The 22,167-nt window shown below is 51.8% G+C and carries 20 protein-coding genes and 1 riboswitch; of the genes, 10 read left to right on the top strand and 10 right to left on the bottom strand.

Going from position 1 to position 22,167, the window contains the following annotated elements:
• The first annotated feature begins 52 nt into the window (after positions 1–52).
• Positions 53–1,405 carry a lysine-sensitive aspartokinase 3 gene (lysC, locus tag AC6R0R_RS03075; protein ID WP_487901800.1) on the top strand — a complete coding sequence of 451 codons (1,353 nt, stop codon included), beginning with the start codon at positions 53–55 and terminating at the stop codon, positions 1,403–1,405.
• A gap of 78 nt (positions 1,406–1,483) precedes the next feature.
• On the opposite strand, the gene pmbA is transcribed toward lysC, so the two are convergent.
• Entirely contained in the window at positions 1,484–2,827 is a 1,344-nt protein-coding gene (pmbA, locus tag AC6R0R_RS03070) for a metalloprotease PmbA (protein ID WP_500625656.1), read from the bottom strand.
• A gap of 107 nt (positions 2,828–2,934) precedes the next feature.
• Here pmbA and yjgA point away from each other — a divergent pair, with 107 nt between their 5' ends.
• Complete coding sequence (gene yjgA, locus AC6R0R_RS03065; protein WP_334555017.1) at positions 2,935–3,465, top strand: ribosome biogenesis factor YjgA; 531 nt, start codon at positions 2,935–2,937, stop codon at positions 3,463–3,465.
• Positions 3,466–3,554: 89 nt separating this feature from the next.
• Here yjgA and thiQ read toward each other — a convergent pair whose 3' ends face one another.
• From thiQ to mpl, 5 genes are all read right to left on the bottom strand, one after another.
• Positions 3,555–4,271, bottom strand: a complete 717-nt coding sequence (gene thiQ, locus AC6R0R_RS03060; RefSeq protein ID WP_500625655.1) for a thiamine ABC transporter ATP-binding protein — start codon at positions 4,269–4,271, stop codon at positions 3,555–3,557.
• Positions 4,255–5,877, bottom strand: coding sequence for a thiamine/thiamine pyrophosphate ABC transporter permease ThiP (gene thiP, locus AC6R0R_RS03055; protein WP_500625654.1), 1,623 nt, complete (start codon positions 5,875–5,877; stop codon positions 4,255–4,257). Before thiP ends, thiQ begins: the two co-directional genes overlap by 17 nt.
• Positions 5,878–5,889: 12 nt before the next feature.
• Positions 5,890–6,867 carry a thiamine ABC transporter substrate binding subunit gene (gene thiB / locus AC6R0R_RS03050; RefSeq protein ID WP_500625668.1) on the bottom strand — a complete coding sequence of 326 codons (978 nt, stop codon included), beginning with the start codon at positions 6,865–6,867 and terminating at the stop codon, positions 5,890–5,892.
• A gap of 76 nt (positions 6,868–6,943) precedes the next feature.
• Positions 6,944–7,057, bottom strand: a riboswitch (TPP riboswitch).
• 63 nt (positions 7,058–7,120) lie between these two features.
• Positions 7,121–7,744, bottom strand: a complete 624-nt coding sequence (locus AC6R0R_RS03045; RefSeq protein WP_500625653.1) for a flavin prenyltransferase UbiX — start codon at positions 7,742–7,744, stop codon at positions 7,121–7,123.
• A gap of 15 nt (positions 7,745–7,759) precedes the next feature.
• Positions 7,760–9,112 (bottom strand): UDP-N-acetylmuramate:L-alanyl-gamma-D-glutamyl-meso-diaminopimelate ligase, encoded by a 1,353-nt coding sequence (mpl, locus tag AC6R0R_RS03040; protein WP_500625652.1) that lies wholly within the window; start codon positions 9,110–9,112, stop codon positions 7,760–7,762.
• Positions 9,113–9,439: 327 nt separating this feature from the next.
• Here mpl and fbp point away from each other — a divergent pair, with 327 nt between their 5' ends.
• Positions 9,440–10,453 (top strand): class 1 fructose-bisphosphatase, encoded by a 1,014-nt coding sequence (gene fbp, locus AC6R0R_RS03035; protein WP_334555012.1) that lies wholly within the window; start codon positions 9,440–9,442, stop codon positions 10,451–10,453.
• 190 nt (positions 10,454–10,643) lie between these two features.
• Entirely contained in the window at positions 10,644–11,171 is a 528-nt protein-coding gene (ppa, locus tag AC6R0R_RS03030; protein ID WP_334555011.1) for an inorganic diphosphatase, read from the top strand.
• An 88-nt stretch (positions 11,172–11,259) separates the two neighbouring features.
• Here ppa and AC6R0R_RS03025 read toward each other — a convergent pair whose 3' ends face one another.
• The 4 genes from AC6R0R_RS03025 to tamA all read right to left on the bottom strand — a co-directional run bounded on the left by AC6R0R_RS03025 (position 11,260) and on the right by tamA (position 17,574).
• Positions 11,260–11,640 carry a DUF2799 domain-containing protein gene (locus AC6R0R_RS03025; protein ID WP_500625651.1) on the bottom strand — a complete coding sequence of 127 codons (381 nt, stop codon included), beginning with the start codon at positions 11,638–11,640 and terminating at the stop codon, positions 11,260–11,262.
• Between the two features lie 43 nt (positions 11,641–11,683).
• A complete protein-coding gene (locus tag AC6R0R_RS03020; RefSeq protein ID WP_334555009.1) occupies positions 11,684–12,031 on the bottom strand; it encodes a gamma-glutamylcyclotransferase family protein in 348 nt (115 codons plus the stop codon).
• A gap of 66 nt (positions 12,032–12,097) precedes the next feature.
• Entirely contained in the window at positions 12,098–15,865 is a 3,768-nt protein-coding gene (gene tamB / locus AC6R0R_RS03015; RefSeq protein ID WP_500625650.1) for an autotransporter assembly complex protein TamB, read from the bottom strand.
• Entirely contained in the window at positions 15,862–17,574 is a 1,713-nt protein-coding gene (gene tamA, locus AC6R0R_RS03010) for an autotransporter assembly complex protein TamA (RefSeq protein WP_500625649.1), read from the bottom strand. Before tamA ends, tamB begins: the two co-directional genes overlap by 4 nt.
• Before the next feature lie 117 nt (positions 17,575–17,691).
• Here tamA and msrA point away from each other — a divergent pair, with 117 nt between their 5' ends.
• From msrA to AC6R0R_RS02980, 6 genes are all read left to right on the top strand, one after another.
• Positions 17,692–18,312 (top strand): peptide-methionine (S)-S-oxide reductase MsrA, encoded by a 621-nt coding sequence (gene msrA / locus AC6R0R_RS03005; RefSeq protein ID WP_500625648.1) that lies wholly within the window; start codon positions 17,692–17,694, stop codon positions 18,310–18,312.
• A 110-nt stretch (positions 18,313–18,422) separates the two neighbouring features.
• Entirely contained in the window at positions 18,423–18,974 is a 552-nt protein-coding gene (locus AC6R0R_RS03000; protein ID WP_334555005.1) for a YtfJ family protein, read from the top strand.
• Between the two features lie 115 nt (positions 18,975–19,089).
• On the top strand, positions 19,090–19,353 hold the full coding sequence (locus tag AC6R0R_RS02995; RefSeq protein WP_500625647.1) for a DUF2607 family protein: 264 nt from the start codon (positions 19,090–19,092) through the stop codon (positions 19,351–19,353).
• Between the two features lie 46 nt (positions 19,354–19,399).
• Positions 19,400–20,110, top strand: a complete 711-nt coding sequence (zrgA, locus tag AC6R0R_RS02990; protein ID WP_500625646.1) for a zinc uptake protein ZrgA — start codon at positions 19,400–19,402, stop codon at positions 20,108–20,110.
• 74 nt (positions 20,111–20,184) lie between these two features.
• Complete coding sequence (locus AC6R0R_RS02985) at positions 20,185–20,892, top strand: ABC transporter ATP-binding protein (protein ID WP_500625645.1); 708 nt, start codon at positions 20,185–20,187, stop codon at positions 20,890–20,892.
• Positions 20,889–22,148: an ABC transporter permease gene (locus AC6R0R_RS02980; RefSeq protein ID WP_500625644.1), complete on the top strand. Its 1,260-nt coding sequence runs from the start codon at positions 20,889–20,891 to the stop codon at positions 22,146–22,148. The genes AC6R0R_RS02985 and AC6R0R_RS02980 overlap by 4 nt, the downstream gene beginning before the upstream one ends.
• The last annotated feature ends 19 nt before the right edge of the window (positions 22,149–22,167 follow it).

The following is a 22,167-nucleotide window of genomic DNA, read 5'->3' as shown; positions in this document are numbered from 1 at the left end:
CACCTCACGCAAAGGAAAGACTCAATATTCAGGAAGTTGTGGGAGAAATGCCGTGAGCAATTTTAACGTTGCTAAATTTGGTGGGACAAGTGTTGCAAACTTTGAAGCGATGAGCCGTTGTGCGGCGATCGTTGATAACAATCCAGAGACAAAACTGGTGGTCAGCAGTGCCTGTTCAGGGGTAACAAATCTATTGGTCGCGCTGGCGAACGGCGTACAAGATCAGCAGCAACGCAGCGATATTCTGACTCAGCTCGCTGAGATTCATGATGCGATTCTTAATCAACTCAATGATCCAACCCATGCGGCGAGTGAAGTGTACAGTCTGCTTGATACGGTCACCAGCCTTGCGGAAGCGGCCTCGATTCAAGCCAGCAATAAGTTGACTGATCACCTTGTTGCGTGTGGTGAACTGATGTCGACCCACATTTTAACCCAACTGATGATTGAGCGCGGCATCAACGCGGTACGCTTTGATATTCGTGATGTACTGCGCACTGACAGCCACTTTGGCCGCGCAGAACCGGATGTTGCCGCCATTCGTGAGCTTGCCAGTGACACCTTGCTGCCACTGTGCCGCGAGCACGTTGTGGTGACACAGGGCTTTATTGGCTCCGATGAAGAAGGCAACACCACTACCCTTGGCCGTGGTGGCAGTGATTACAGTGCGGCTTTGATTGCCGAGGCAGTGCAAGCCTCTGGCTTAGAAATTTGGACTGATGTACCGGGAATCTACACCACGGACCCGCGTATTGCCCCGAATGCGGCACCGATTGCAGAAATTAGCTTCAGCGAAGCGTCAGAGATGGCGAATTTTGGCGCCAAGATCCTGCACCCTTCGACCCTAGTCCCTGCTCTGCGCCATGATATTCCGGTGTTTGTCGGTTCCTCGAAAGCGCCAGAGCAAGGTGGTACTTGGATTCGTCATCAAGTGGAAAGCTCACCGCTGTTTCGCGCCCTAGCCCTACGGAACAACCAAACCATGGTGACGCTGCGCAGCGCGAAAATGTTCCATGCTTACGGCTTTCTAGCCAAAGTGTTTGAGATCTTGGCCAAGCATAAGGTCTCGGTCGATTTGATCACCACCTCTGAAATCAGTGTCTCATTAACGCTTGATCAAACAGGTACCTCTGGCGGTGCGCCATCGTTACCTCAAGCCGCGCGTGAAGAGCTTGAAGAGCTGTGCAGCGTGAAAGTGGAACACAACCTCTCCGTCGTCGCCTTGATTGGTAACAACATGAGCGAGAGTAAAGGTTACGCAAAACAAGTATTTGGTACGCTTGAAGACTTTAACTTACGAATGATTTGTTACGGCGCTAGCCAGCACAACCTCTGTTTCTTACTGCGTGAATCAGAAGCCAAACAAGCGATTCAGAAGTTGCATGTCGAGCTGTTTGAGCGCTAACAGCACTATAAATACACATCAGCGACGAAGCACTCTCGTGTTTCGTCGCTGATGCATTGCTACGTCAAATAGTGAGGCTTATTCGCCCGCCACTTTCATTGACTCAAGCAAGATAGAACCGGTTTGAATCTGCGAACGGGTTTCCACATCACTGCCGACAGCCACTATTTGGTTGAACATCTGCTTGAGATTACCTGCGATGGTCACCTCCGAGACGGGGAATTGGATTTGACCATTCTCAACCCAGAAACCGGCTGCGCCGCGCGAGTAATCGCCTGTCACGATATTCACACCCTGCCCCATCACTTCTGTGACCAAAAATCCGGTGCCTAGCGCCTTAAGCATTTGCTCAAAATCTTGCCCTGTGGATCGTACGTACCAGTTGTGGATGCCACCCGCATGACCGGTTGGCGTCATCGACATTTTACGCGCCGCATAACTGGTCAATAGGTAAGTGGATAACACGCCGTCAGTGATAATTTGTCTATCTTGCGTAGCAACGCCTTCGCTATCAAACGGGCTTGACGCCAGACCACGCAACACATGGGGACGCTCGTCGACTTGGAACCAGCTGGGTAGAATTTTCTGACCAAGATGATCAAGAAGAAACGAGGATTTGCGGTACAAGTTGCCACCACTGATCGCCATCACAAGGTGACCGAGTAGACCCGTTGCGACATCCGCCGCAAACATAATCGGGTACTGACCGGTTTTGAGCTTCTGCGCGTCTAAACGACTGACGGTTTTCTCCGCTGCGCTCAGGCCCACGGATTTCGGCGTCCACAGGTCGTCTTTGTGACGCGCCACTGTGTAGCTGTAGTCGCGTTCCATTTCACCGTTTTGGCCTTGACCAATCACACAGCAACTGATGCTATGGCGACTTGAGGCATAACTCGCCAGTAAGCCGTGGCTGTTACCGTACACTTTGACGCCATAGTGGCTATCGTAGCTGGCGCCATCACTTTGCTTGATCTTATCGCTGTAGCTGAGCGCTTCTTGCTCCGCTTCAATCGCCATTTCTGCCGCGTAGTCAGGGTCAGGCGTATCGGGGTGAAACAGATCCAAATCGGGAATATCTTTGACCATCAACTTAGCCGGTGCTGGGCCTGCATACGGATCTTCTGATGTGTATTGAGCGATATCGAGTGCCGCCAATACCGTTTGTTGAATCGCTTTTTCGCTTAAGTCTGACGTTGAGGCGCTGCCTTTACGCTGATTGCGGTAGACGGTAATACCGAGTGCACCGTCACTGTTGAACTCCACATTTTCGACCTCACACATGCGAGTCGATACGCTTAAACCTGTGGTTTTACTGATGGCAACTTCCGCGGCATCCGCTTTTTCACCCGCCATCTCTAACGCTTTCGCGACGGCAGCTTCAAGCTCGATACGCTGCTGTGCCACTTGCTTTTTTACGTCCATATTCTCTTCATCAGTCGTTGCTTTGTCGCTAGGATAACAAGAATTTCGCTTTCTCCCCATGATTCTTGTTAAAATAGAGAAATAGACGTTCAAATGAAGGTATGAAAATGGCTCGCAAAAATCAAAAAGCGCCATGGGAACCAGAAGAAGAGATCATCTGGGTAAGTAAATCCGAGTTGAAGCGTGACATGGAAGAGCTGCAGAAACTGGGTGAAGAGCTCGTTAACCTCAAGCCCTCTGTGTTGGAAAAATTTCCACTCAGCGAAGACTTGGCCGATGCGATTCGCGATGCGCAGCGTTTTAAAAACGAAGCGCGCCGTCGTCAGTTGCAGTTTATCGGCAAATTGATGCGTCACGAAGACCCAGAGCCAATTCAAGCGGCGCTGGATAAAGTCCGTAACAAGCACTCTCAAACCACGGCGCTTCTGCACAAACTAGAGCAACTGCGTGACCGTGTGGTGGAAGAGGGCGACAGCGCCATTGAAGAGGTATTGACGCTGTATCCGGATGCGGACCGTCAGCGTTTACGTCAGCTTGCTCGTCAGGCGAACAAAGAAAAGCAAGCCAACAAGCCAGCTAAAGCGTATCGAGAGATTTTCCAGATCCTCAAAGCATTGAGCAGTGAAGAGCCACAATAACACGCTCTTACTCAGTGATGATTGAAGCGGATAAGTGCACACTTATCCGCTTTTTTGTATCTCTGCTTTCTAGCCCATTGTTATAGCGCTCAGTTGTGCGCCGTGGTGGCCGCCTGAACAAATGCGCCGAGGCTAGGGTCCGAGTGGGTCGCCGCTAGCTCTGAAATCGGCCCAGTCGCTGCGACATGACCTTGTGATACAAACGCAAAATGCGTTGCGATCGCTTTGGCATCACCTAAGTGGTGCGTCACCATCACGACCGTAATATCACGCTCACTCGCCAACTGTTTGACCAGTGATAGCATCTCTAACCTGAGCAAAGGATCGAGCGCTGAAAAGGGCTCGTCGAGCAGCCATATCGGCGCAGACTGTACAAAGCAGCGCGCTAACGCAACCCGTTGACGCTGGCCACCAGAGAGCTCATGCGGCAATCGAGACAAATACTCCGCCACCCCCACCTGCTGTGCCGCTTGCACTACCGCCTGTTTCTGCGTTGCAGACAACTTCAAGCCGGGATCCAATCCAAGGCCGATGTTTTCCGACACGGTAAGGTGAGCAAACAAGTTGTGCTCTTGAAACAACATCGCAAACGGGCGCTGGTAAGGCGCCAGCCCGTTGAGCGTTTGACCTTGCGCTAAAATTTCACCGCTTAATGGTTCAATAAAGCCCGCCATCAAGGCGAGTAAGGTCGACTTCCCTGCGCCACTGGGTCCCATTAGCGCGACGATTTGCCCTGCCTCAACGTGCAGATCAAACTGAAATGACTCGGCATGATAATCGTAATGCAGGTCACTGAGAGTGAGCATAGTGACTCCTATTGGTGGGGGTAGAAGCAGAGCGAGAGCGAAATAGGCGTTCCATCAGCGCAAAACAACCCACACTCAAAAGCAGTAAAGTGACCGATACGACCGCCGCCGCGTCCATTTGGTAACTGCCGAGCAGTTGGAACAGGTAGAGCGGCAGCGTACGAAACTCCTGACTACCAAACAGCGCGATGGCACTGAGATCGCCCATAGAAAACATAAAGCTGATGGCAAACGCGTGCGCCAGCGGCCGTTTTAATGCGCGCCACTCCACCACTCGTAAACGGCGCCAACCGCGGATTCCAAGGGTTGCACAAAGGTACTGATACTGCTGCTCGAGTTGCAACATCGGCTGAGCCAAGGTTTTGATCACATAAGGCAGCCCCATTAACGCGTTGACCGCAACAACAACGACCAAGGCGTAGCTGAGCGCATCCGTCCACGAACGGAGCAGCAAAAAGAGCCCGGTCGAGATCACTAATCCTGGGGTCACCAGAATGATGGTCCCTAGCAGCTCTATCTTATCCGCGGTTTTCTCACGTTGATTGAGGCGCAGTCTTCGGCTCGACAATAAAATCGCCGTGCCCGCACTGACAGCGATAACGCTCGCCATGCTCGCCACTTTCAGTGACGCGCCAAGCGCGGACCAAAATCGGCCATCACTCAGCACATTCAGCGCCTGAGAATTCATACCACTGGCTAGTACCATCCCAAGAGGCGGCAACACTAACAGCAAGCTAAAACCTATCCAAGCGCCATCCCAGCACTTAGAGAATAGACTGTCTTTCACCACCAACGCAGTTGGTGCGTCGCTGCCCATCGAAATGGCAATAGGTCGAGCGAAACGTTGAATCGATAACGCCATTAAGCCACATAGCAGCATTTGCCAAATTGCCAGTAACGCGCCCGCTTGCAAATCAAAATCAAACTTGATCGCTTGGTAAATCGCGAGCTCAATGGTGGTCGATTTGGGCCCGCCGCCCAATGCCATAACAGTGGCAAAACTGGTAAAGCAGAGCATAAACACCAACCCGCAAACAGGCGCTAATTGCTGCCTCATCCGCGGCCATTCGACCCACTTAAACTTTTGCCAATGGCCCATGCCTAAGTGGGCGCACAGTTTGTGTTGCTCCGCCGGAATCGACTCTAGTGATTGCAGCAGCAAACGCGCCGCATAAGGAAGATTAAAAAAGAGGTGTGCGAGCAAAATCCCATGCAAACCGTAAATATTAAATGGCAACGAAAGATCCCACTGCGCAAGCTGTATCGCCAGCCAACCACTGCGCCCATAAATCGCAAGCAAGCCAAACACCCCCACCAAGACAGGCAGCACCAAAGTGGTCGTAAACAGCTTAAGTACCAAGGCTTTGCCGATAAACTGCCGCCGCGACAAAGCATGAGCAACGGGGATCGCCAAGCCGACACTGAGCAGCGTTGAGAGGAAGGATTGATAGAAGCTAAATTGGGTAACGTGGCGGTAATAAGGATCTTGCCAAATGACACGCAGATCGAGGGAAGGCGCTTGATTGAGCAATGCCAGCAGCGCAGAAACGACAAAGGCCGCGATCAAGATCGCGACCCATACGCCTAATTTAGGGACAGATTGCACGAACGCCCAACCTTAGAAGGTCAACGCGTTTTGCCATTCACGAATCCACGCTTTGCGGTGGGTAGCCACCTCTTCAGCGCTAAAGCTCAAGGCTTGGCTTGGCTTCGTCAGGCTTTGATACCCTTCTGGCAACGCAACGTCAGTGACTGGGTACATCCAGTTCCCTGTGGGCATGGCCGACTGAAAGTCATCGCTGAAGATAAACTGCATAAAGGCATCCGCCAACTCGCTGTTCGCGCTCGTTTTGACTTTGGCCGCCACTTCTACTTGAGTGTAATGACCTTCCGCGAAATTCGCCGCAGCGAACTTAGCATCATTTTCGGCAATCAGATGGTACGCAGGTGACGTGGTGTAAGAGAGCACCATGTCAGACTCGCCTTTTAAGAACATCGAGTACGCTTCTGACCACCCTTTCGTGACCGTCACTGTCTTTTTCGCCAACGCTTTCCACGCCTGCGGCGCTTCGTCGCCATAGACAGATTTCATCCACAGCATCAAACCTTGACCCGGGGTTGAGGTACGCGGGTCTTGGTAGATGACTGTTAAGTCGTCATTTGATTCCACCAGCGCTTTGAGGCTAGTCGGTGGCTCAGCCAAGGTCTCTTTGTTGTAGACAAACGCGAAGTAACCGTAGTCGTACGGCACAAAGGTCGTATTGGACCAGCCGCCTGGCAAGGTGACGGATGACGTATCGACGCTATGCTCAGCCAACAAACCGGTCTGCTGCGCTTCTGCCATCAAGTTGTTGTCTAACCCCAACACAATATCGGCTTTGCTATTGTCGCCTTCCAGTCTCAAGCGATTGAGGATAGAGACGCCATCATCCAAAGCTACAAAATTCAACGTACAGTCGCACTGTGCTTCAAACGCTTTTTTTACCACTGGGCCTGGGCCCCAATCGGCAGCGAAAGAGTCATAGGTATAAACGGTTAACGTATCGGCTGCGGTTGCAGAAAAAGACGTCAGTGCCGCGGCGGCACAAAGTGGCATAAATGAAGGGATAAAAGTGGATTTCACTGCTCGCTCTCCTTGTTGAGCCACGCAGGTCTGAGGGACAAACAGACGCCTGATGTCCTCGCTCAATTCCTACGCCAGCATTATCTGGTTCAGGTCTACGGGTCCCGAGCAAAGCTCGATCTCAGCGTCATTCAGTGAATGAATAGCTCCCCGATGAGGTTCGGCTTGATTGTAATAGGTCTGCCCGACAATAGCCATACTTGCGTGACGGCCCGCCAAGGCGCAATCACGAATCGTTACGTTGATCATAGCCCCAGCGCGCCACCAAGGATTGCTCGATGCCGAGGTGATCCAAAATGCGCGCGACCATAAAATCAATAAGATCGTCTATCGATTTGGGTTGATGATAAAAACCGGGCGCGGCCGGCATAATAGTGACGCCCATCTGCGAGAGCTTGTGCATGTTCTCAAGGTGCAAGGTTGAGAAAGGCGTTTCTCGAACCACCAGCAGCAATTGACCACGCTCTTTCATCACCACATCGGCGGCCCGTTCAATCAAATTATCGGACATACCATGAGCAATCGCTGCGACGCTGCCCGCCGAACAAGGGCAAACCACCATCTGCTTGGGCGCCGCTGAGCCAGAGGCCACGGGCGAGAACCAGTCCTCTTTGCCGCACACCACTAATTTAGCCGGGTCGCAGCTGAGATGGGCGACCAAGGCTTGCTTGGCGCTGTCTGGGTTGGCAGGCAGTTTTAATCCGTGCTCGGTGGCCAACACCACTCGCGCCGCCGATGAAACCAGTAGATAAACCTGATAGTCCGCGGCCAACAAGCACTGCAACAGACGCAGCCCATAAGGCGCGCCTGAGGCTCCGGTAAAAGCGAGGGTGATGGATTTTTCAGCCATTGTGCGTATCTCTTATTATTGGGCTAGTTGCGCTAACAGTTTGTCGTGAATTCCGCCAAACCCGCCGTTACTCATCACCAGAATCTGATCGCCGGGGCGAGCATGCCGAGCGATGCTGCGCACCAAGTCGTCGATGTCGTCAGAGACATAAGCGGGTTGCGCGCACTGCTCGGCAATCTCACTCACCGACCAAGTAATTGACTCAGGCTGAAAGAGGAACACTTCATCGGCCGCCTGCAATGAGGCCGCAAGCGTTTCTTTGTGCACCCCGCGTTTCATGGTTGCACTGCGCGGCTCCAACACCGCAAGGATTCGGGATTGACCCACCTTATTACGTAAGCCGCCCAATGTCAGTTCAATCGCCGTTGGATGATGAGCAAAGTCGTCATACACAGTGATCTCATTGACCTGCCCTTTTAACTCCAAGCGGCGTTTGGTATTAATAAAGCGCCCTAACGCCTCACAAGCGTGATCCGGAGTGACCCCCACATGACGCGCCGCCGCGATGGCCATCAACGCATTGCTGACGTTGTGATCGCCGACTAAATCCCACGTCACTCGACCCACTATTTCTCCCGCCAATAAGACATCAAAGACACTGCCATCTTGGGCCTGTTTTTGCGCTTGCCAGCCAGATTCACACCCTGTGTACTCTTGTTCGCTCCAGCAGCCACGGGCAATAACGTCTTGCAGCGCCTGGTCCGATTGAGGAGTAAACAGACGCCCATTGCCCGGTACGGTTCTCACCAAATGGTGGAATTGGCGCTTAATCGCTTCCAGATCATCGAAGATGTCTGCATGATCGAACTCAAGGTTATTCATGACCAAGGTACGTGGATGGTAATGAACGAACTTAGAACGCTTGTCGAAAAAAGCGCTGTCGTATTCATCAGCTTCAACTATGAAAAACGGGCTGTTGCCCAATCTTGCCGACAAACCAAAGTTGCCAAGCACGCCCCCCACGAGAAAACCGGGGTCATAACCGCAATCTTCCAGAATCCAAGCGAGCATACTCGATGTGGTGGTTTTGCCGTGCGTTCCCGCGACCGCCAGTACCCATCGGTCATGCAGCAGAAACTCTTGCAGCCACTGCGGGCCGGAGGTGTAACGCAGGTTGCTATCAAGCACATGCTCGACACACGGGTTACCACGGCTCATCGCATTACCGATCACCACCAAATCGGGCGCCGGATTTAACTGCGCCGGATCAAACCCTTCTATAATTTCAATACCTTGCGATTCAAGTAGCGTGCTCATGGGCGGGTACACATTGGCGTCACTGCCGGTGACTTTGTGCCCCAATTGACGCGCTAAAATTGCCGCTCCTCCCATAAAGGTGCCACAAATTCCCAAGATATGAATATGCATAGAGTGATCCTGAAAAGGCTAATTTGAAGTGCTCATTATGGCGATAATGGCTTGAAAAGCGAACCTCTTTGTCCTTGGGATGTGAAATCTTGGCACAATCGAGCAAAGTTTGTTCAAGATGAAAAACCGTGAAAATATTTGAATAATTACCAAAAAAATTGAGAGGTTAGACAGTTAGTTCGTTACCAATAATAAGATCATGGTTTTACAATTGCTCAAGGCAAAAACAAAAGCTCACGCATAGCTTCGTCCCTCTTGTGCCCCAATAATAAAATGGCAAGAGGTTGCCCAACTCCCCCCAAACTTATGCGATTTTAAGGAATAAACATGTCTGGAATGCGCACCCTTGGCGAGTTCATTGTTGAAAAACAGACGGACTTCCCCCACGCTAGCGGTGATCTATCATCCCTACTGTCGTCGATTCGCCTTGCGGCTAAAATCGTCAACCGCGAAATTAACGCGGCGGGCCTTGGTGATATCACCGGTGCCGTTGGTAGTGAGAACATTCAGGGCGAAGCCCAACAAAAACTGGATGTTTACGCGAACGAGAAGTTCAAAGCAGCACTTGAAGCACGTGATCAAGTGTGTGGCGTAGCAAGTGAAGAAGAAGATGAGGCGGTCGCGTTCAATAAAGAACTGAACAAAAATGCCAAATACGTGGTATTGATGGATCCACTCGATGGCTCTTCTAACATCGATGTTAACGTCTCTGTCGGAACGATTTTCTCTATCTATCGCCGCGTCTCTCCTATCGGTACCCCACCGACAGAAGAAGACTTCCTTCAACCAGGCAACAAGCAAGTCGCGGCCGGTTATGTGATTTACGGTTCATCGACCATGCTTGTCTACACCACTGGCAATGGCGTCAATGGCTTTACCTACGATCCATCGATCGGTACGTTCTGCTTGTCTCATGAGAATATGATGGTGCCAGAAGATGGCCGCATCTACTCAATTAACGAAGGTAACTACTTCCGTTTCCCAATGGGCGTGAAAAAGTACATCAAATTCTGCCAAGAGAACGAACCGAATGACGGTCGCCCGTACACGTCTCGCTACATTGGCTCTTTGGTGTCGGACTTCCACCGTAACCTACTGAAAGGGGGCATTTACCTGTACCCAAGCACGCAAAGCCACCCGAACGGCAAACTGCGTCTTCTTTATGAGTGCAACCCAATGGCGTTCATTATTGAGCAGGCGGGCGGTATTGCCTCAGACGGTGAGAAACGCATCATGGATATTGAACCCACAGAGCTGCACCAACGTGTGCCTTTCTTTGTTGGCTCAAAAAACATGGTCAAGAAAGTCGAATCTTTCCTCGCAGAATACAAAGACCAATAAGGCTCAGCTATTCTCTTCAAGGCGCTCACTGAGCGCCTTGTTTTTTATGAACTTCCATCGCTTCCCCAGTCGCTGCGCTTCACAATCGGTGTTTTCTTGACCAAGCTCTCATCGTCCGTCATTTACAAAAAACCAAGTTTAGCGGTAAGGTATTTGCCTACATATCGACCAATAACAAGGAAGCTTGCCCATGAGTCTTAATCACGTCCCTGCAGGGAAATCACTCCCGGATGACATTTATGTCGTCATCGAAATTCCGGCCAATGCCGATCCGATCAAGTACGAGGTCGACAAAGATTCTGGCGCGGTATTTGTGGACCGCTTTATGTCCGCGCCTATGTTCTATCCATGTAACTATGGCTATGTGAATCACACACTCTCTTTAGATGGTGACCCGGTTGATGTCCTAGTGCCGACCCCTTATCCCTTGATGCCAGGTAGTGTGATTCGCTGTCGCCCTGTCGGTGTATTGAAAATGACCGATGAATCAGGTGAAGATGCCAAAGTGCTCGCCGTGCCGCACAGTAAAATCTCCAAAGAGTACGAGCACATCCAAGATGTCGGTGATATTCCTGAGCTGCTCAAAGCGCAAATTACCCACTTTTTTGAGCGCTACAAAGAGCTCGAAAGCGGCAAATGGGTCAAAGTGGAGGGCTGGGAAGACGTCGCTGCCGCGCGCCAAGAGATTCTGGAGTCGTTTGAGCGCGCGAGTAAGTAATCCTCACCCAACCGCCGTGACTCATTAAATAACAGAAAACGGCCAGAGCAGCGAAACTCTGGCCGTTTTCTTTATCGGCATTCAACCATTAAAAACCCGAACCTGCCGTGGAATTACGCCCTGAGACATAGTCTTGCTGGAAGAAGGGGTCAAGACGGTCGCACACCCCATAATAGGGTTTGCCCATCACCCCAAGCATGTAGGCGTTTTGCTGACAATATTGACCGCGACCTTGCTCATACCCTGTCAAATAGGCGGCATAACGGTCGTCGTTCAAATAGCCAGCTTGATCCGCTTTGGCTAACTTGGATTGCGACAAGTTCAGTAAGCCGTTTTCACCGCGATCAACACCGAACTGATACCAATCTTGATCGACGTTAGACGTTGGCGTAGTGACAGTGGTACAGCCTGTGAGTAGCAGGGCGATACACACCCCGACGGGTGTGATGGTACGTTTCAGCGCTGACATAGGGCTCTCCTTATTGAACACTTATTCTCACCATAAAGTGGCGCTAGACGCGCTGGCACCAATCGCCCGACGCAATCAACACATCCAATTGGCTGACATCTTGGTAGAGGTAAATCCAAGCCTGACCAAACGGCGTATCTATGCGCTCTCGGCGATACTCTACCGGCACATCTTCTAGTTCATCTATACGTGCGAGCGTGACATCATCGATCAAATAGACTTCACCTGAGATCGAATCATGTCCTTCAATCACCGCCGGATAGGGCCCCAAATCATACAGCGCATAAAAGGGCGGTGTATCAAAGTGACCCAAACACTGCGAGCCAGCTAAAAAATCTTGGTTCGACTCCCCTTTGCGCAAGGTGCCATAAACAAACAATAGATGTTGCACTGCCCGCCCCTATTTCCTTTCTCTGCCTGAGTGTGTCTCAACGTCGGCTCTGTGTTAGAGCCACTATTAATCAAACTCAAATTGATAGAGCAGATCCACAGCGCTACTCACACCAGAGACCGCCTCTAAATAAAGATCCTGCATTAAGCGGTAACGCACCGTAAACTCGCCCACCGAGTCAAAAATGCCGACCCCATATTTAACCTGCAAGCCAGGGAGAATATAACCACTCACCGTGACCTGAGAATCATCACCCGAGCCCGCGGTATCCAACTGCAGATCCTGAACGCCAAAGGCTTCGCCAATTTCGCCCACCACTTTGCCGCTTTTCGCTAGGCTCAAACCAATGAGTGTGGTGGTCATCGCGTTGCCGCCTGCTTCGCCATCAATGTCTTGACCACGCAATAGATAGGATAGCGCATTCGCTTGCGGCATGGCGGGATCTGAGAAGATGGTGACCGATGGCTCATCGGCCGGTCCAGTCACTTTGACCCCGGCCGTCACGTCGTCTTGGGTGTTATCGGGATTTCGGATCGCGGTGATCTGCACATAGGGCTGATCCACTGGCCCATTCATCAAAATCTTACCTTCACTAATGACCAAATCTTGACCAAAGGAGCGATACGAACCATCGACAATGTTGATTTCACCTTGGACAAACGGACCTTTGTCTTTTTGCGCCACATTCAAGTTGCCTTTCAGTCCGCCTTCAAGCCCAAACGCCACCAGCTTGAAGTCATCGCCAATGCTGATATTAATATTGGTTTCGAGATTAAACGGCACTTCGGTGGCGTTCTCAACCGGTTGGAGATCTTTATCAAGTAACACTTGATCATCTGAGACACCAATGGCACTCGGCGGTAGCTCTTCGACGATAATACGCCCCCAAGGCAGATGAATGCTTCCATCCACGCGCGCCAATTTAGGCGAGGCCGATATCGTCATATCCGGCTGCACTTTCAGCGCCACCATAGGCGGCACATTGACCAGCAGCTCTTCAGCGTACACTCGCAGTTGCGCGTTCCAGTTACTTAGCTCACGCCACTCGGCTTCACCGGAGAGTTCCAAATCGCCATCTGGCGTGGTCAATTTTGCCGCGAGCAGCGCATCATAACCGTTGAGTTCGAGGCTCACTCGACCTGAATCCACTTCTACCGGAGAGAGCTCCCCTTTCAGCGACATCTTATCGATCAGCAGTTGCCCCTCGACTTTCGGTTGCGTTACCGCACCGCTGATGGCGAGATCGGTACTGATGGTCGATTTTAGCTCACTAAAATCGCCGATTAATGGCGCAAGAAAATCAATGTGGAACGGAGTTAACGCGAGCTTGGCGTCGATCTTGGGGTTGGCGTCCAATACGTTAGGGAGACTCACTTGGCCAGAAAGGTCGCCATTGTCGCGCACATCAATCAGCCAGTCGGCATCCAAACGGTTATTTGCTAGCGCGGCCTCCAGTGTCACCGCATGCCACGCCAAGGTGACATTTTCTTCGAGCTTTTGCGTCACTTGACCGGCAGGCATAGACACCGAGGCTTTTACTTCAGGCGGTGTCTCTGGCGACCATTTCGCCCACACATTAGCATTCACTTCAGCTTTGAGCTGAGTGGTGGGTGGGATAAAGGCATGCAGTTGATTGACATTAAACTGCGACAAAGAGAGCGCGGCTTCACCGCTTTCCCCCACTTGAATATCCTCATCCAAACACAACGCGGAATCCGACTGCAGCCAACAGTGCGCCGCAACCATCACTTGGTTACGCTCAGCGTCAAAGCCCAGTGCGGTGGTGTCAGCCAGCATCCATTCGCCCTGCAGGGTGGAGAACGATACCTCTTCTAGTTCGCCCTGCCACTTCAGCTGCGGCTCTAACGTCAATGCACCACGCAAGTCGATATGGCTCGTCACCAACTCAGATAGTAGATCTAAGCTGAGCTTATGTTGCTGTTGCGAGCCAGAAAAGGTCAGTGCGACACTCTCAATCTGCTCGCCTTGAACCGTCGCCTGCTTAACGTTCAATTGCAGATCGCCTTGCGGCACAGGCAGTGGGGTCACCTTGCCCTTGATGCTCGCGCTGCCAATTTGCGCTAAGGTTTGCCACGCTAATCGGTTGGCGTTGATGTCTAGCCCTAAGGTTGGCTCAGTCATCGCTCCACTCAACGCCACTTGCCCCAGAATCTGGCCTTTGAGATCAGGCACCGTTTTCGAAAGTTGTGGCAAGGTCAATGTCAGTAACATATCCCACTGCTTATCCAACTCGCCCTGTGCGGCAATCTTGTTAGGGCCATGAGAGAGCACTAAGCCCGACGTTTTAGCGCGAACATTGCCATCTCCTGCCGCGTCCGACGCCTCGATATCACCAGCAATATTAAGCGGATAGCCGCGCAGTAGACCATCAATGTTGAGGTCGGTGCGTTCCACACGCCAACCGCCTTGGGCCGTCAGACCGCCTGCGGTTTCAAGCGTGCCACTGATGTCACCTTCCGCTTGAGGCCACTGCAAACCGGGTTGGATATGGCTAAGGGCTAAGTTTGCGCCCCAACTCACTTGCTCTTGCCACCCCGCACGCAGTGATCCCTCAACTTCACCGCCTAACGTTTTGAGCAGAAAGTCGGTCAATTCAATCTGACCCATATCCCCCTGCCCTTTAAGCGCCAGGTCGAGCTCTGGAATGGTTTTTCCGCTCAACACCCCTTGCAGATTGAGGTGAAAACCTTGCAACGAGCCCTGGGCAGAAAACTCTGGCAACACCACACGATAATCCGACTCCCCGCTGAGCGGCCAGCTGGCATCGACATCACGCAGGTGAAGCTCAAACGGTAAATCGGGATCTAAGCTCGCTAAATTCGCTTCAATTTGGCCCAGTGCCAAACCCGATAACTCGGCGTCCAATGCCAAGTCACGCACACTGCCTTCAAGGTTAAGCGCAATAACTTGGCCATTAGCAATCGGGTCTTTCACCACAGCGTCAAGTGAAGCACTCAGCGGGTAATCACCTTTTAGGGTGACATCGGCGCGCAAGTTGGCCTCTCCTTGTGGCATATCAAGCTCCAGCGTTGCCACCTGTATCCGCGATCCACGAGCGGTCGCTGAAAGCCCTAGGTGGTTGACCACCAGCGGTGTCTCTTGCTCTAGCCTAAAGTCGTTGATGTCTAAGCGAGAAAGTTGGATTTGCAGCGGCAGGGTAATGTCCGGCAAGACGATCGGTGAGGAGGCGTCACTGTCTGGCGCGGCGCTTTGAGCCTGTGGCGCTTGAGGATCACTCGGCGCCAAAGCCACGCGAGTACCATCAAGCTGCGTTTTGCTCAATACCAGTCGGTTGCCTTGGAAGCTTATTCCAGACGAGAAACGCTGCCATGCGATCTGGTTGCCCAAAATATCCAGATGGATATTGGACAGCGCAATGCGGCTGATTTGAATAGGTACAGGCGCGGTGATCGCCGTCAGTGGCTCACCCTCTTCCTCTGCGGCGGCGGGCTCTTCACTGCTCGGCAGCGTCGGCATGTGAAAGTCCAATCCATCCATCGCTATCTCATCAATACAGACCGACGGCTCAGTAAAACAGTTGGGATTGATCGCTAACGTGAGTTTGTTGGCGGCAACATCAAGAGATAAATCCTCATCCACATAGCGCACTTGATGGAGACTAAAACGTGGAAAGAGCGCTCCACTGTGCCCTTCGATCGTCAACTGCGGCACAAACACATTCGCCGCCCAGACCAACACATTGAGCCCAGGATTGGTAAAGAGGATGACCCCGACAAGCACCAGCAGCACAGTAAGCAGCCCTGTCGTCAGTACCGTTAGCCATTTTGTCCAAGTGAGAATGCGCTTTTTCATAGATCAGGCCCCAGAGTAAAATGGACACGGAACTCATCGCCCGGATCCGCATCCAATCCCCAAGCAAAATCCAGTCTCACAGGCCCAACCGGCGACGCCCAGCGAACGCCAAAACCCGTCCCCCGTTTGAAATCGGGTGTGTCATTAAACGCATCACCGTAGTCGAAAAACAGCGCGCCCCACCAGTTGCCGTGCACGCGATATTGATACTCTAAAGTGGAGGTAGCAATGTACTTGGCACCAGTCAGGGCGCCACTTTCATCCACGGGAGAGACCGACTCATACCCGTAGCCGCGCAGATTATTGTCACCACCGGCAAAGAAACGCAGTGACGGCGACAGCTTGTCAAACTCTTCGGCGATGTTCGCCCCGCCATCCACACGTAAAATGCCGCGATGGTTCTGACCAATGCCACGAATCCAGGTGGTACCGCCCATAATGCGCGTCACACGCGTTTCGGAAATCACGCTCGGGTCGCCATACTCTATGGTGACGCTTTGTCTGTCCCCCCACATGGGCATAGTGCCGCCACGAACACGGCTGCGTGAGAAGGAGATGCCCGGTAGGAGGAAGTGTCCGGTATCGTCTTGCAAGCCTTGCTCGTAACTTTCGAGCAAATAGCGCACATACACGGTTCGGTGCCAGCCGCTGTCAAGCACCCAATGGCGTTCAACGGATAAGTTGGACTCGAGACTTTGCGTATCGCGCTGGTCGAGGTTTTTCATCCCATACTGAATCCGGTAGTACTCATTGAGCGCGTCTTGCAGCGGAATTTTATAGCCTGCGGTGATGGTCTGCTCTGGAATCGACAAAGAGAAACTGCTGTCAAAGCTGTGGCCCTTGTCATTCACCCAAGGCTTTTTCCATTTGAGCGTGCCGCGCACGCCCACGTCAGTCGAGTAGCCAATACCCGTCTCGATTTGATTGCGCGCTTGCGGGGCGAGTGACACTTTCATCGGCAGTTCACGAGTTTGACCTAGGTAACTCAGATCAGGCTCGACAAACACCGATGAAAACCAATCGGTATTGGAGAGATTTTGGTTGTATTCCCCCACTTTGGAGACCAAATAGGGCTCGCCCTCTTCATAGGGAGATAAGGACGCCACACGGTCCTCGCGGATTTGGCTGCCGCTAATAGTATTTCGACCAAACGCGTAGCGCATGCCACTGTCGTAGTAGAGGCGGATAAAAGCTTGATTCAACTCAGGGGCAATCTCTAGGCGGCTGACTTGATAATCGCCTTCAAAGTAGCCTTTGCGCAGCGCTAAATTGCGAATCCCAGATTTCAGCGCGTCGTATTGGCTGTGATTGAGCCTAGCACCTTCGACCAAACCGCTTTGGGCAATCAAGGCGTTGAAGTCGGCATCATTGGCCGCTTCACCAGCGATTTGGATATCAACTTTCTCAATCAAGATCGGCTCGCCGGGCTGCACCGTAACGCTCAGCTCTGTGCTCTCTTTTCCGACTTGAAACGTAAACTCTGGGTGATAATAACCAAGCGCATTCAACGCCTCGGTGATGGTGCGCTCGAGACGAGCTTGAAAGCGAAGACCGGTGCTGTATTCCTTTTCGGGGATCGAAGATAAATACGCCTCGACGTTATCTTCTAACTCGCCGTCCAAACCAAGAATCGACAAAGAGACCTCTTGCGCGAGTGCCCCTGTAGAGAGAAAGAGCGTTAACAGTGCTGGTAAAGAGGTTCTTATCATGCTTAATTAGGTACCCAAACGTAATGACCAAAATAATAGCGCCAGTGAATTCATAAGTCTGTACGAAAACAGCAGATAAGCGGCTCTATTTTCAAATAACTGACAAAGGACAATTCAATGGCAGGCAAACAGACCATGATCGACCCCAATCTTGCCCTACCCGGTCGAGAAACACCAATGGTCATCAACCCCACTCACTTCGTCAATCAATCCAATATGACCGCGCCAGCGCCACAAGGTTGCGAGGAAGTATTGATCGGCATGGGATGTTTCTGGGGCGCCGAACGCCTGTTTTGGCAACTTGATGGCGTGATCACCACCTCGGTCGGCTACTCCGGTGGTTTTACTCCCAACCCCACTTACGATGAAGTGTGTACCGGCAACACTGGCCACACTGAAGTGGTACGCGTGGTGTTTGATCCCAGTCGCTTAAGCTTTGACGCCTTATTGGAGAAATTCTGGGAGCGTCACGACCCGACTCAAGGCATGCGTCAAGGCAATGATATCGGCACTCAGTATCGCTCGGCACTCTACGTATTTAGCGATGAACAATACCAAACCGCCATCGCCTCAAAAGCGCGCTACGAAGCATTGCTCGGCGATCAGTTTGGCGCCATTACCACCGACATTTTACCCGCGGGTGCCTACTATCTCGCCGAGGAGTATCACCAGCAATATTTAGCCAAAAACCCAGACGGCTATTGTGGACTAGGTGGAACGGGCGTCTGCTTTATCTAAGTGGCGAATTTTGCCTCATTCACATTTTCAAGGGTAGGAATAAGGACAATTCCTACCCTTTGTCTATTTAGGGTATATACTTTTTCCGCAACCATAAAAGGAAGAACATAATGAAAAACAAAACCCTACTCGCTCTCATGCTGGCTTGCTCTCCAGCGCTCTCCTTTGCACACAACCTGACGGTTGGCCAAGCCGTACCCGCGGTGGACGTCAGCAGTCACGGTGAAATTTTGCTTGATGGTGACCAAACCCGCTTTGCCCCTTGGTCATCGGCTGACCTGGTGGGCAAGGTCAGAGTGATCCAAGCGATCGCGGGTCGTAGCAGCGCCAAAGAGATGAACGCCCCACTGATGGCGGCCATTACGGCGGCAAAATTTCCAGAGGATCAGTATCAAACGACCTCAATCATTAACCAAGATGATGCGATTTGGGGGACGGGCTCTTTCGTCAAATCCTCGGCTGAAGACAGCAAGCAGTCCTTTCCTTGGTCTTCCATGGTGTTAGATGAAGAAGGGGCAGTGGCCAACGCATGGGCACTGGCAGAGAAATCGTCGGCGATCATAGTGCAAGACAAGCAAGGCCAAGTACTGTTTGTCAAAGAAGGCACTCTCTCTGAGACTGAGATTGAGACGGTACTCAATCTTGTGCGTGACAATCTGTAATACAGTTTCGATTGTTCGGCTGACAGGAGTTGTTATATTATAACAGCTCCTGTTTGCTTTTGATGATGTGCCGATAATGCGATTGTTCTTCTCGACGCCACACCGAACTCTGATCGTGTTCACCACGATCTTGCTGACCTTATGGCTCAGCTTCGCGTCTGTGGAACACGCCTTAGATCATCACCCTGATCACCACGCCCATCATCAATGCGAGCTGTTTCACGCTTTGCATCACGGCATCATGGCCGCGCTGCTTATCGTTGTCCTGTTACCCAGCCGCTTTTCGGTATTGACGGCGCTGCCTCGTTACTCTCGTCAACTCGGCACCTTTGCGTACCTAGCTCGCTCGCCACCCACCTTAGGTTCATGCACCTTTTAACGCCCGATGTTGGGCAAACCTTTAATGAATCATCACAGGAATTAACATGAACACATTCACACCAATCGCACTGGGTATGACGCTTGCTTTCTCAACCACCACCTTTGCCGAAGAGACATTTCGTCAGCACGATGCCCACGTCCATGGTCAAGTGGAGTTTAATATTGCCCAAGACGGCAAAGAGCTATTGATCGAAATTACCGCTCCCGGCGCCGATGTCGTCGGTTTTGAACACGCACCAAACACCGATGAGCAAAAAGAGACGCTAAGCCGCGCCGTCACCACACTCAACGATGCAAGCACCATTTTCACGCTGGCCTCACAGGCCAACTGTCGCCTTGAGCATCGCTCTGTCTCTCATACGCTCGGTGAAGAGGGGCACGATGACCACGATCATGATTCACACGATCATGACTCACACGACCACGACAGCCATGACCATGATAAGCACGATCATGACTCGCACGACCACGACAGCCATGACCATGATAAGCACGATCATGACTCGCACGACCACGACAGCCATGACCATGATAAGCACGATCATGACTCACACGATCACGAGTCGCACGGTGGTCACGGTGAATTCACCATCGAGTACCACTATGAGTGTGAAAGCATTCAAGCGCTTAACAGCATCGACACGCAATGGTTTAACCACTTCCCATCAACGGAAGCGATCAGCGTGAACCTATTGACCGATCAAACGCAAGCCGCATTGAAACTCGGTCAAGGTCAAACTCGTATTGCATTTTAATCGTTGATGTTTAAGCATTAACCCTCATTCGCGGCCCAACTGTTGGGCCGCCCCTTCAAGCTCAAGGACTCTTCATGGCGACAAAAGAAGCGCATCCCGTTGTCGAGTTAAACCAAGTAAATTACACCTGGCCTGGCAACAGTGAGCCAACATTAGTCATCCCGTCGTTAACCGTGAATCGCGGCGAACATCTGTTTATCAAAGGCCCAAGTGGCTGCGGGAAATCAACTCTGCTTGGCTTACTCACTGGCATCAATAGCACCTCAAATGGTCAAGTTCGAGTTCTTGGCCATGATCTGTCTGCCCTTTCAGGCAGTGCTCGTGACCGTTTTCGCGCCGACCAAATAGGCTACATCTTCCAGCAGTTCAATTTGCTGCCCTATTTGAGCGTACTGGAAAATGTCATGCTGCCGTGCCAGTTTTCAGCGCTAAGACGCAGCCAAGTAACCCCATCATTGCAAGAGAACGCCAAACAGCTATTGGATAAATTACGTCTGCCACAGGCACTGATCAATAAACCTGTGGTTGAACTGAGTATTGGTCAGCAGCAACGCGTCGCAGCCGCTAGAGCCTTGATCGGTCAGCCACAAATTATTATTGCCGATGAGCCGACCTCTGCGCTCGATTACAACAACCGCAGCGCTTTTATTGAACTGTTGCTTGAGCAAGTCAACCACGCCAACTCTACCCTGCTGTTTGTGAGTCATGACCCGACCTTAGAAGCGCAATTTGATCGCACGCTCGACTTACAACAGATCAATCAAGCAGGAGCCCAGGTATGACCCCGACTCTCAGCCTTGCGTTTAAAAGTGTACGCAACCGAAAAATGACGGCCATCTTGACCATTTTGACCGTGGCCATTTCCGTCGTGCTGCTACTGGGTGTCGAGCGGATTCGAACCCAAGCCAAATCCAGCTTTGCCAACACTATCTCGGGCACAGATTTGATTGTTGGTGGACGCTCTGGGCAGGTCAATCTGCTGCTTTACTCCGTGTTTCGCATTGGCAATGCGACCAATAATATCGATTGGCAAAGTTACCAAGAATTTAGCCAACATCGCGCGGTCGACTGGGCCATTCCTATCTCGCTAGGTGACTCGCACCGAGGTTTTCGCGTGATGGGCACCAACCACAGCTATTTTGAACACTATCGATACGGACAAAAGCAGCCGCTGGTCATCAAGCAAGGGCGCGAGTTTGAATCCTTACTGGAAGCCGTGATTGGCGCCGATGTGGCCAAAGAGCTTGACTATAAAGTTGGTGAAGAGATCATCATTGCGCATGGCATCAGTGACGTAGCGTTTAACCGTCATGAGAATGCCCCTTTTACTGTCGTCGGTGTTTTAGCGCCTACTGGCACACCCGTAGACAAAACGGTGCATGTCTCGCTAGAGGCGATTGAAGCCATTCATGTGGGATGGGAAAGCGGCGCCAATATGGGCAACAACCCAGACGCGGATCAGTTGGCCAGCATGGACTTCCAGCCGAAACAAATCACCGCGATGCTGATCGGGCTAAAGTCTAAAATTCAGACCTTCAGCTTGCAGCGTGCCATCAACACCTACCCAAAAGAGCCGCTCAGCGCGATCATGCCGGGGATCGCTCTGCATGAGTTGTGGAGCATGATGTCAGTCGCCGAGCAAGCGCTGATGGCCGTCTCTGGCTTTGTGGTGGTCGCCGGGTTATTGGGGATGCTGTCGAGCCTGTTAACCAGCTTACAAGAGCGCCGCCGAGAGATGGCGATTCTCCGCGCGATGGGCGCAAGACCGCGCCATGTCTTTAGTTTGCTGATCTTAGAAGCCAGTACGCTGACGTTCATCGGCATCTTAACCGGCACCGCTTTCTTGTATCTCGCGCTCGCCATTGCCGCACCGATTATCCAACAAAGCTATGGCATCAACCTACAAATGCAGATATTGTCCCAGTATGAACTGATGCTACTTGGTGCTGTTCAACTGGCGGGAACCGTCATTGGCTTTATCCCCGCGTTGCGCGCCTACAGGCAATCTCTCAGTGATGGAATGACAATTAGAGTGTAATTATGACCAAAATCGTTTC

This window comes from Vibrio sp. R12-SW3-ISO1 (assembly GCF_059834005.1).
The sequence above is the reverse complement of the archived record's forward strand: the minus strand, read 5'-3'. Positions and strand labels throughout refer to the sequence as shown.